Source organism: Corallococcus praedator (genome assembly GCF_003612125.1).
In the GTDB taxonomy this organism is placed as follows: Bacteria; Myxococcota; Myxococcia; order Myxococcales; family Myxococcaceae; genus Corallococcus; species Corallococcus praedator.
Map to the genome: position 1 here is coordinate 1 of NZ_RAWI01000335.1, position 10,394 is coordinate 10,394.

Sequence of the window (10,394 nt, forward strand, 5' to 3'; positions counted from 1 at the left end):
AGATGGGTATAAGAGACAGGGGGGAGGCGGAGTCGGTGGGGCTGTCGGCCCGGATGCGGCGGGAGCGCTCGCGCAGGTCGCGCCAGGCGGCCTCGTACTCCTCACGGGCCTGCTTCCAGGCCGCGCCGCGCGCGTGGCCCAGGTGAAGCAGGAGGCTGCGGGTGTTCAAGAGGTCGCGCTTCATGAAGTCGAACTCCTGGCGGGTGAGGAGCGAGTCCTCGGCGGCGGTGCGTTGGTGGGCGGCTTCCCACTGGTCCATCTGGGCACCCAGGTTGCGCAGCTCGGCTTCGCGTTCACGGCGGTAGCCCATGCGCAGCTGGTCCCACTGGAGGCCGGCGCGGTCCAGGTGGTCCATGAACCGGGTGCGGGCCTTCTCCGCGGCGGTCTTCACGCGGTGCCAGTCCTGTTGATCCGCGTGGCGCAGGGCCTGGACTTCGCGGTGGAAGTCGTCGCTGCGCTCCTTGGCGCCGGTGATGAGGTCCAGCTCGTCCTCGCTCTCCGCGAGGTCCGACTGGGCTTCGAGTTCCTGGAAGCGCGCGGTCGCTTCACGGTGCTCCGCTTCCATCTTCTGGATGTAGGCCTCACGTTCCGTCATGACGTTCCCCCTGGGCACGTTGGATGGGAACAGCATGGAAACGCGGGCCCGTGGGTGCACGGGGAGGGGGGACAGGAGGCGGAGCGCTCAGTCGAGGAAGCGCCGCTGCCAGCGGCGTAGCCGTGTGACGGTGGCGACTTCGTCCGGGGACGAGGGGCCTGAATGTGTTTGGTACAACCATGGCTCAAGTACGCGCGCGAGCTCCCGGTAGGCGGGAAGTGTCTGGCCTTGTTCAAGGTCGCCAGCCTCGGGGGCCGGTCCCAGGGTGACGACGGCGCGGTCGGGTCCCAGGTCCTGCACGGTGGTGCCCGGAGAGGTCAGCCGATCGCGCAGGGCTTCGGTTCCTCCGAGTTGTCCAAGGACAGGCTGCCCCAGGAAGTTCATCCACGAGGGCCCGCGGACACGGGTGCCAATCCGGCTGGAAAGGCCATCCAGGGAGAGAACATCCATGGCCGGATGGCGGAGGCTCAGCCTTTCCACCTCGTCACGGACGACCGAGGCGTGGGGGGTGCCATTGAATGAGAGGCCCGCATGGCCCGCGCTGATGGGGAGCGGCCTCGCCATTTCGAGCGCCAGCTCGCGAACGTGTCCAGGCCCATGTGTCTCCAGGAACTCCGTGGGGAACGAAACCCGCAGGGCGCTGACCGCGTTCGGTCCGTGAATCGTCTCCGGATGGCCGAGTTCCCGTCCGAGGTACTCGAAGTGGAATCGGATGTCGGTGGTGGATGCGTCCGTCATCAGGACCATTGTCGCTGGGCTTCCTTGAAGCTCCCGACGGGTGGACTCCCAACCCGCCGCATCGAGTTGCTGCCATTGGCCCTCGGAATCCGAATGCCAGCCAAGTGAGTCCCTGCCGATGGCTTCTTGATAGAGATCCAGCGCTCGCAGGATGCCTGGCTTCAAGACCTCATGTGGATGCGGCATGTAGAAGCAGAATTCGAGCCCGTCGCGGACAATCAGGAGGCCATCCTCCAACTGGAGACGGATGCGAGGAATCGCGAGGCTCATCGGAACACCCCCAACCTTGGGATGACGCGCAAGACCTGCGTCTCATCCAGCCCGAATGCTTCCATGTAACGCTCCTTCTGCGACGGAGTCCTTCCCGAAGAGCCATCTTCATTCGCACCCGTCCGCCAAGCGGGAGGCTTGTTGGGGTTCACGCACGGGAACTTGAAGTCGTAGACCCCGGTCACCTTCAAGGGGCTCCCGGAATGGATGACGATGTCTGGGACGATGGTGCCCTTCAGTTCGCTGACGAAGCGGGGCTGTTTCAGGAGCATGACCTCTTCGGCGCTGAGCAGGGTGGTGGTGCGGGTGCTTGGGTCGAATCGGTAGGTCGGCTCGATGCTGAAGCGGCCTGGCAGTATTGATTCCAACTTCTGTTGAGCGCACTCCAGGGCCAGGGTGTGCATCTGCTCCCCGAACCAGATGGCGCGGGTCATGGACTCGCCGCCCGGGGTCTTGATCGATTCCTTGCACTCCTCCTGGGTCGGGCTCTTGCCTCCATGCTGCTGGTCCAGGATCTCCGAACGGGCGTCATCCGCGCACTTCTTCAACGACTCCTCCACCGCCCGCCGGGTGTCCTCGTCCAGCATGGCCTGGGCCCCCGCGACCACCACGGCCAGCTGCACCGCGCGAGGCACGGGCACCACCGCATCCGCCCCGGCGCACAGCGACGGTGAGTGCCGACAACTGCTCGTCGCGCTGTCCACGGTCTGCTTGAAGGTCCCCGAGCCACCGCGCGGACCCGCGCAGGCGCCAAGCCCCACCGCCACCAGCACCCACCACCCTGTCCTCGGTCCCGACACCCTGCCTCCGCGTCCGTGTCCACCCGCGCCGCCCATCCTGCCAGCCCGCGCGTCCCGGGTAGGCGTCCTGGAGTGAGACAGCGACACCGCGTCTTTCCATCACACCTGTGCGAATGCTCCCTGTCGCCCGAGGGCCCATCGACGCATGCGGCGTGAGTCGCTACCCTTCGCCCCCGTGAGCGTCGCCGAGCCGAAGACCGATAAAGCCGTTCGTCACCGCAAGATTGGCGCATGCCGCGTGCTGGGAGAGCTGGGCCGGGGCGGCATGGCGCTCGTGTATCGCGGCCTGCACGAGCTGCTTCAGCGCGAGGTGGCCATCAAGGAGCTGCTGCCCGAAGGCCAGCGCGACAAGGAGGCCCTGTCGCGCTTCCGCCGCGAGGCCCTGGCGCTCGCCGCCTTCCGCCACCAGAACATCGTCACCCTCTATGACCTGGTGGAGAAGAACGACAGCCTCTTCATGGTCATGGAGTACGTGGACGGCCCCACCCTCCACGCCCTCATCAAGGACGGCCCGCTGCCCCCGGACGTCGCCGCCGTCATCGGCGCGCGCATCGCCAGCGCGCTCGACCACGCGCACTTCCGCCGCATCATCCACCGCGACCTCAAGCCCGCGAACGTCATGCTCACCAAGTCCGGTGAGGTGAAGCTCATGGACTTCGGCATCGCCAAGGACGTGGGCCTCGAAGCCCTCACCCAGCAGGGCATGGCCGTGGGCACGCCGTCCTACATGTCCCCGGAGCAGGTGACGGGCGCCGCCATCGACGCGCGCACGGACATCTTCTCCCTGGGCGTCCTCCTCTATGAGGCCCTCTCCGGCACCCGCCCCTTCGTGGGCAAGACGGCCGGCGAGGTGTTCGCCCGCATCCGCGACGGCAAGTTCACGCCCCTCCACAAGGTGGCGCCCGGCGTGCCCGCGCCCCTGGCGCGCATCGTGAAACGCGCGCTGGCCGTGAAGCCGGAGGCCCGCTTCCCGGACGCCGCCGCCATGCGCCGCGAACTGGACCTGTTCCTCGCCCACGAGGTGCGCGTGTCCCACCCCGCGCTGCTCGTCGCCTTCCTGCGCTACCGCGAGAAGCTCACGGAGACGGAGGCCCTGGCCCACCTCACCCAGCAGGAGCTGGGCGTGCTGGACGTCTTCTCCGCGCCGAAGCCCGCGAAGCGCGGCCAGGGCCAGTGGAAGCTGGCCGCGCTCGTCGCGGGCACGGTCGCCGCGGGCACCGGCCTCTACCTCTCCCAGGCCCAATGGATGCCGCTGCTGGAGCAGCTCACCCGCTGAGGGCCGGGGCGAAGGAGGCCGGGCGCGCGCCTACTTCTTCTTTTCGTGCGTGACGGTGACGATGGTGCCGATGCCGCCGCGCACGAAGAAGTCGCCCACCACGGTGAGCTTGCGCGGCTGGATGGCCTTCACGATGTCGTCCGCGATGGTGTTGGTCACCTTCTCGTGGAAGGCGCCCTCGTTGCGGTACGACCACATGTAGAGCTTCAGGCTCTTCAGCTCCACGCAGAGCTGATCCGGCACGTACTTGATGGTGAAGCGCGCGAAGTCCGGCTGGCCCGTCAGCGGGCACAGGCAGGTGAACTCCGGGACATCGAAGGCGATCTCATAATCGCGCTCGGGGGCGGGATTGGGGAAGGTCTGGACTTCCTTGGACGGCTGAGAGGACATGGCGGTGTCGTCTAGCACACGTCCGCCGCCTGTCGCCGCCCTCCCGAGCGTTGCCTCCCTGGCTGCCCGGCGCCGTGTCTGTCCGGGTTCCAACGTGCCAGGGCCCTTCAGGGCAGCAGATCGCCGGGGGGTGGTTTGCGATCATGCGAGGGGGTTCATATCTCCCCCAGGCGACCCCTGCCGCGCCCCCTCCCATGCTGCCACCCAATGACGTCGAGGATGTCCTCTCGTGCCTGCCCCAAGCGCTGCTGCGCGTGGGACCCGACCTGCGCGTCCAGTGGTGCGAGGAGGGCTTCGCGGCCAAGACGGGCGTGGCACTTCCACCCGGCGGCCTGCTCCTGGATGCACTGGAGCGCGGCCGCAGCCTGGACGCGCTGGAGCGCGCCATCCGCGAGGGCCGGCCCCACACGGGGCATGTCGTCACCCGCGCGCTCCGCCAGGTGCGCGTGCAGGTGAAGCCCACCCGCACGGGCGACGGCGCCGGGGCGTGGCTGGTGATGGAGCCCTCCGGCGTGGACGACGAGGGCGCCTTTTCACAGGCCGTGCGGGAGATTGCCCGCGCGGTGGGTGAGTCGCTGGAGGTGGACCACGTCTGCTCGGCCGCCGTGGTGTCCCTGGTGAGGTGTGCCCAGGTGCGACGCGCGGAGGTGTTCCTCTACGAGGAGGACGACGCGACGCTGCGCCGCATGGCGGTGTCGGACCTGGAAGGGCTCGAAGCGCCGGGGGATGCGTTCGACCCCTCGGAGGATCCGTACCGGCAGGCCCTGGCCCTGCGTCAGCCGCAGCTGGGCATCCAGCGGGGCTACGGGGACGCGGTGGGTTCGGTGTTCGCGGCGGTGCCCCTGTGCGCGCCGCGCCGCACGGTGGGCCTGCTGCTCATCTACAAGGAACAGGGCGCTTCGTTCTCCGTGCGGGAGCTGGAGATGTGGAGCGCGGCGGCCAGTCAGTTGGCGGTGGCGGTGGAGAACGCGCGCCTGCTGCGCGAGGCCCAGGCGGCCCTGCGCGTGCGCGAGGAGTTCATGTCCATCGCGTCGCACGAGCTGAAGACGCCGCTCACGCCGCTGAAGCTGGGCCTGTACACGATGGAGCGCCGCATCGCCGCGGGGCAGCCGGTGGAGCTGGCCAGCGTGCTCAAGTCGAAGCGGCAGGTGGACCGGCTCGCGGGACTGGTGGAGGACCTGCTGGACGCAAGCCGTCTGGAGCTGGGACGGCTGGCGCTGGACTCGGCGCCGTTGGAGGTGGGGCAGCTGGTGGCGGAGGTGGTGGACCATTTCCGCCATGCCTTCGAGCGCCCCTTCACGCTGGAGGTGCCTCCCGACGGCGTGTGGATGTTGGGAGACCGGGACCGGCTGGAGCAGGTGCTGGTGAACCTGCTGGAGAACGCGCACAAGTACAGCCCGGCGGGAGCGCCCATCGCGGTGCGGGTGGCGCGCGTGGCGGACGCGGCGCGCATCCAGGTGCAGGACCACGGCATCGGGATTCCGGGCGCGGACCAGGGGCAGGTGTTCCAGCGCTTCTACCGGGCGCGCAACGTGTCGCACCGCAACTTCGGCGGGCTGGGGCTGGGGCTGTTCATCAGCCACTCCATCGTGAAGATGCACGGCGGCTCGCTGGCGTTGATCAGCCGCGAGGGCGAGGGCTCCACCTTCACGTTGGACCTGCCGCGCATGGCGGCCCATGAAGTGCGCCGGCTGCCGCGTCGCGTGCTGGTGCTGGACGAGGACCGGGGGCAGGAAGCCTCCGCGGAGGGCACGCTCCGGGCGGAGGGCTTCGAGGTGTTCACCGTGCAGAACGGCGCGGAGGCCCTGCGCAAGGCGACGCACCTGCCCGTGGACCTCATCGTGCTGTCGACGAGCGCCACGCAGCCCCAGATGGGCTCCTTCCTGGAGACGTTCGCCACGCTGCCCCGCGCCCGGCCGGTGCCCATCCTGCTGGCGGGGGATTCACGGCCGTGGTGGGCGCATGAGAACGCCGCGCTGTGCGCCCGGCCCTACCGCGCGGACGAGCTGCTCGCGGGCGTGCACGACGTGCTGGCCCGGGAGCGGCGCCGGTGCGTGCCGCCGGTGGAGTCGGAGACCGTGCTCGCGTCGTAGGGCGGGCGCCTGCTCAGGAGGTGCCGAGCACGCGGAAGTCCGTGGTGCGCAGCCCCGCCCGGTCCAACGCTTCACGTGAGCGCGGATGGAGGAAGGTGGCCAGCTCCACCTCGCGCTGCGCGGCATAGCGGCTGGTGACGACCTCCGGCAGGTGGCCCGGGTGACACATCCACTCCGTGATGCCCTCGGAGGGCAGCGCCGTCAGTGCCGCCGCGAAGCGCTCCGGCGTCCAGTATGCCGCTTCTCCGGACTCACCCACGAAGTGATCATTCGTGGCCACGCCCAGTACCCGGAGGGCTTCACGCATGTCCGCGTCGATGGACCGCACCGGAAGCCCCGCGCGCCGCGCGACCCGCGCCAGTCCCTCCAGCACCCGGGGATGACGGTGCAGGTGCTTGTGCACGTCCAGGTGCGTGACGGCCTGACCCAGCATCCGCTCCGCCCGGCCCAGTTGCGCGAAGGCCTCCGCCTCCACCACGTCCGCTGGGAGCGCGTCCACGCGTGCCCCGATGAAGCCTCCGTCCACGGAGCGAAATTCGAGCGGGAAGTCGGGGCCGACAGGCGGACCCCGGTCCAGGTTCAGATGCAACCCGATGGCGAGTCCTCGCGCCTGCCTCGCGGCCTCCTCCGACCAGGGCGTGTTCACCAGGAGCGTGGAGGAGGAGACGACGCCCTCGCGCAGGGCCTGGAGGATGCCCCGCGTGATGCCCGGGTCGTAGCCCAGGTCATCGGCGTTGAGGATGAGGGCGCGGGGCAGCGTGGCGGGCTCCTTCAGGGCCGGGGACGGGCCTGGAAGAAGCGCCACATCGCCTGCGTCGCGTCCAGGTCCGGGGTGCCTTCGTTGTAGCCCGTCTGCCCGGGCCAGGCGTGCTTGCCGCCGGTGACGGTGCACAGGCTCGCGGTGGCGCTCTCCGGCGCGCAGCCGGTGGCGGCGACACAGGTGCTGTTGCCCTGCTGGTAGGTCTGCTGTTCCGGGCCGGTGCAGCCGTTGCGCTCGGCGAAGCGGCGCACGGACTCGGCCGCGGACGGGTAGGGCCTGCCCCCAACGCTGGTGAGGTTGCTGCCACCGTCGTACAGGATGGTCGGATCCGCGGTGCCATGGAAGTGGAGCACGGGGATGGCGCGGGACGGGTTGCAGTCCGTCAGGCCCTCCATGCCCGCGACGGGTGCGATGGCGGCGAAGCGCTGGGCGCGCTCACAGGCCAACCGGTAGGAGAAGAAGCCGCCGTTGGAGAAGCCACTGGCGAAGACGCGGCGTGGATCCGTGCACACGCGCGTGTCCAGGTCCGCGAGCAGTGCGTCCACGAAGCCCACGTCATCCACGTTGGCGATCTGCGCCGGGCCACAGCACGCGACGCCGTTCCAGCCCCGGCTGTCCGTGTCGCCCTGCCCGAAGACTTCCCGGGAGTTGAGGCCGCGCGGGTACACCGCGATGAAGCCCTCGGTGTCGCCCAGCGTGGAGAGCTGGCTCAACTGCTCCTGCTCCACCTCGGTGGAGGCGAAGCCGTGGAAGCTGAACACCACGGGCGTGGGCTTCGTGGCGTCGTAGCCGGTGGGAACGTGGACGCGGTAGGCGCGCGTGCGGCCGCCGTGCTCGACCGTCCAGTCGTAGGTGCCCGCGGCCACGGTGAGGCCGGTGCAGGACGTGCGGTCCGGGGGCGCGACATCCCCGGCGGTGGGGTCCGGACCCTGCGTCCCCGCGTCGGGCGTGGGGGCGGGCTCATCCGAGGCGGAGTCGCAGGCGGCGGCCGTCATCAGCAGGCTGGACGCGGCGAGGACGAGGAGGCGAAGGCGCATGGAAGGGGATTTAATTCCCCGGACCGCACTCCGCCGCCAGCGCCGACGCCTGGGCGGGGAACCTTTCCGCCAGCGTACGTTTCACCTCATCCACCGCGGCGGTGTCGCCCGAGTGGGCATGCAGGCGGCAGCGCGCCGTCAGCGCCCGGGGATCATCCGGGGCCAGCCGCTCCGCTTCCCGGTACTCGCGCTCGGCACCGCGGAGGTCGCCCTGCCGGAAGAGGACGGCCCCCAGGTACGAGTGGGCCACCGCGAGCGAAGGGGCCTTTCTCACCGAGCGCTTGAGCAGCGAGGCCGCGTCGTCCAGCTTCTCCTGACGGAAGCGCACGAAGCCCAGCTCCGCGAGGGCCGCCGCGTCGTCGTGCTGACGCGTCCAGGCGGACAACACGCTGGCGGCCTCGTCCAGCCGGCCGCCTTGCGACAGGAGGTGCCCGTAGCGGGGCGCCACCTCGGCGGAGCCCGGGGACTGCGCGTACGCCTTCGCGAGCGCGGTCAAGGTGCCTGGCACATCGCCCTGGAGGGCCCGCAGGTCGGCCAGGGCCAGGGGCGCGCGGATGTCCTTGGGCGCGAGCAGGGTGGCTTCGTCGATGGCGCGCTCGGCGCGTTTGCCCATGCGCAGCTCGGTGGCGGCCCGCGCGGCGAGCAGGTGGGCCTCGGCCTCCTTCGGGAAGCGTGCGGTGTACGCCTCCGCCAGCGCAAGGGCCTGGGGGTGGGCGCCCGCGTTGAGCAGCAGGGTGCCCGCGCGGGCCAGCTCCTTGGCGGTGGCGCGTGCGTCCTTGCCCAGTCCCTCCAGCGCGGAGACCTTCGCCTCCGGCGTCGTCGCGGCCTCGGCGGCGGCGATCCGCTCGGTGGGAGGCACATCCGGACGCCGCAGGAACCAGGTCGCCCCCGCACCCATTCCGCCCAGGGCGAGCACGCCCACGAGGAGGGCGATGCCCTTGCGCGACCGGGGGGCCGTGCTGCTTCCACCCGTCGTGGATGGAGGCGCGTTCGGCTTGCCGGGGACCTCACCGCGTGAAGCGGCGGAAGGCGCGCCCAGCTTGCCCGAGGTCTCATCGCGTGAAGCGGCGGAGGGCGCGTTCGGCTTGCCCGGGGCTTCATCTGGCTGCGCGGGCAGGGAGGCCGGACCGTGGGGCAGGACCTCGGTTCCATCGGGAATCCCGGGCCACGAACCCGACCCGTACACGCCTGTTCGCGCCGCCGTGCGCTCCGGCTCGGTGGGCCACCGCGCCATGCCCTGCGCCGCGAACGGTGGCATCCCGTCCGCCGCGGGCTTCGCCTCCGTGCCCGAGTTCGACGGATCCGCGAGCCTCGCGCGCCGCAGGGCCAGCCGCTTGGGGTCGCGGTCCGGCGGAAACAACGTGTCCAGGTACGCGGCCACCTGCGCGGGCGTGGCGACCTCCGCGGGGCCGCCGAGCAACTCGATGGCGGTGATGAAGGTCTGGAGGCTGTCGAAGCGCGCCTCCGGGTCCTTCGCGAGCGCCATCAAGCACACCGCCTCCAGCGCCTGCGGCACCGACGGGTCGAACGCGGTGGGCGGCTTCGGCCGTCCTTCCGCGATGCGCGACAGCACCTCGTCGGGCGACATGCCGGTGAAGGGCCGGCGGCCACAGAGCTGCTCGTAGAGCATCACCCCCGCGGCGAACAGGTCCGCGCGGTGGTCCACGCTGCGGCCGGCGATCATCTCCGGCGACATGTAGAAGAACTTGCCCTTCAGCGTCCCCGGCTCCGTGCCGGAGCCCAGCGCGTCCGCCTTCGCGATGCCGAAGTCGATGACCTTCACCGCGCCGTTGACGCCCACGTGGATGTTGTCCGGCGTGAAGTCGCGGTGGACGATCTTCAGGGGCCGGCCCGCCTCGTCCACGGCGCGGTGCGCGGCATCCAGCCCCCGGCACGCATCCACCAGCACGCGCAGGGTGATGCCCAGCGGCACCCGGTGCCCCAGCTCCGCGGCCTCCCGCCGCAGCTCCGCGAACGAACAGCCCTCCAACAGCTCCATGGCGATGAAGGGCTCCCCGCCCTCCATGCCCAGCTCCAGGATGGACACCACGTTGGGGTGCCGGACCTGCGCGGTGATGCGCGCCTCGTTGAGGAACATCTGCACGATGCGCCGGTCCGCGACCATGTGCGGCATCAGCTTCTTCACCGCCACCGCCGGGCCACGCTGCCCGTCCGGAGCGATGGGGCGCGCCAGATACACCTCGGCCATGCCGCCCGTCGCGATGCGCGAACTCAAGCGGTAGTGACCTGCCCACGAGAAGCCGGATTCCGACACCAAGGTGGCGGCAGTCTACGGGCCCGCGCCCCCAGCACCCAAGGTCATGCGGGGATGCCTGCCTGGTCGTCCCCACCCCTGAACCCTTGCTTCAAGGATGTTTCAGGGCGTCGCGGGCCCCGGACCGGGCCCATGCGCACCGTATTGGTCGGGCCGGGAC

General features: G+C 70.4%; 9 protein-coding genes. 2 read left to right on the forward strand and 7 right to left on the reverse strand.

Annotated features, from left to right (window positions below; translation table 11 throughout):
* The 3 genes from D7Y13_RS31315 to D7Y13_RS31325 all read right to left on the reverse strand — a co-directional run.
* Positions 1-595 (reverse strand): hypothetical protein (locus tag D7Y13_RS31315; RefSeq protein ID WP_120630869.1); only part of this gene is annotated, 595 nt, incomplete at its 3' end.
* An 87-nt stretch (positions 596-682) separates the two neighbouring features.
* The gene (locus D7Y13_RS31320) at positions 683-1,603 is read right to left on the reverse strand and encodes a DUF3396 domain-containing protein (RefSeq protein WP_233595563.1); all 921 of its coding nucleotides are present in this window, start codon (positions 1,601-1,603) and stop codon (positions 683-685) included.
* Complete coding sequence (locus D7Y13_RS31325) at positions 1,600-2,403, reverse strand: hypothetical protein (protein ID WP_147444300.1); 804 nt, start codon at positions 2,401-2,403, stop codon at positions 1,600-1,602. Before D7Y13_RS31325 ends, D7Y13_RS31320 begins: the two co-directional genes overlap by 4 nt.
* 265 nt (positions 2,404-2,668) lie before the next feature.
* On the opposite strand from D7Y13_RS31325, the gene D7Y13_RS31330 reads away from it, so the two are divergent.
* Positions 2,669-3,679 carry a serine/threonine-protein kinase gene (locus D7Y13_RS31330; RefSeq protein WP_233595566.1) on the forward strand — a complete coding sequence of 337 codons (1,011 nt, stop codon included), beginning with the start codon at positions 2,669-2,671 and terminating at the stop codon, positions 3,677-3,679.
* A gap of 30 nt (positions 3,680-3,709) precedes the next feature.
* On the opposite strand, the gene queF is transcribed toward D7Y13_RS31330, so the two are convergent.
* Positions 3,710-4,069 carry a preQ(1) synthase gene (gene queF, locus D7Y13_RS31335; protein WP_120531977.1) on the reverse strand — a complete coding sequence of 120 codons (360 nt, stop codon included), beginning with the start codon at positions 4,067-4,069 and terminating at the stop codon, positions 3,710-3,712.
* Positions 4,070-4,263: 194 nt separating this feature from the next.
* On the opposite strand from queF, the gene D7Y13_RS31340 reads away from it, so the two are divergent.
* Positions 4,264-6,162: an ATP-binding protein gene (locus D7Y13_RS31340; protein WP_120583778.1), complete on the forward strand. Its 1,899-nt coding sequence runs from the start codon at positions 4,264-4,266 to the stop codon at positions 6,160-6,162.
* A gap of 13 nt (positions 6,163-6,175) precedes the next feature.
* Here the strand turns inward: D7Y13_RS31340 and D7Y13_RS31345 are convergent, their stop codons facing one another.
* From D7Y13_RS31345 to D7Y13_RS31355, 3 genes are read right to left on the reverse strand one after another with little or no spacing between them, the layout of a single operon-like run.
* On the reverse strand, positions 6,176-6,967 hold the full coding sequence (locus D7Y13_RS31345; RefSeq protein WP_233595564.1) for a carbohydrate deacetylase: 792 nt from the start codon (positions 6,965-6,967) through the stop codon (positions 6,176-6,178).
* Complete coding sequence (locus D7Y13_RS31350) at positions 6,934-7,959, reverse strand: extracellular catalytic domain type 1 short-chain-length polyhydroxyalkanoate depolymerase (RefSeq protein ID WP_120583779.1); 1,026 nt, start codon at positions 7,957-7,959, stop codon at positions 6,934-6,936. Before D7Y13_RS31350 ends, D7Y13_RS31345 begins: the two co-directional genes overlap by 34 nt.
* 10 nt (positions 7,960-7,969) lie before the next feature.
* The gene (locus tag D7Y13_RS31355; RefSeq protein ID WP_120583789.1) at positions 7,970-10,168 is read right to left on the reverse strand and encodes a serine/threonine-protein kinase; all 2,199 of its coding nucleotides are present in this window, start codon (positions 10,166-10,168) and stop codon (positions 7,970-7,972) included.
* Positions 10,169-10,394: the final 226 nt, after the last annotated feature.

Excerpts from the sequence above, each read along its gene's own strand:
- D7Y13_RS31320 (WP_233595563.1), bottom strand. The coding sequence starts at position 1,603 with ATGAGCCTCGCGATTCCTCGCATCCGTCTCCAGTTGGAGGATGGCCTC.
- D7Y13_RS31330 (WP_233595566.1), top strand. The coding sequence starts at position 2,669 with ATGGCGCTCGTGTATCGCGGCCTGCACGAGCTGCTTCAGCGCGAGGTG.
- queF (WP_120531977.1), bottom strand. The coding sequence starts at position 4,069 with ATGTCCTCTCAGCCGTCCAAGGAAGTCCAGACCTTCCCCAATCCCGCC.
- D7Y13_RS31340 (WP_120583778.1), top strand. The coding sequence starts at position 4,264 with ATGCTGCCACCCAATGACGTCGAGGATGTCCTCTCGTGCCTGCCCCAA.
- D7Y13_RS31350 (WP_120583779.1), bottom strand. The coding sequence starts at position 7,959 with ATGCGCCTTCGCCTCCTCGTCCTCGCCGCGTCCAGCCTGCTGATGACG.
- D7Y13_RS31355 (WP_120583789.1), bottom strand. The coding sequence starts at position 10,168 with ATGGCCGAGGTGTATCTGGCGCGCCCCATCGCTCCGGACGGGCAGCGT.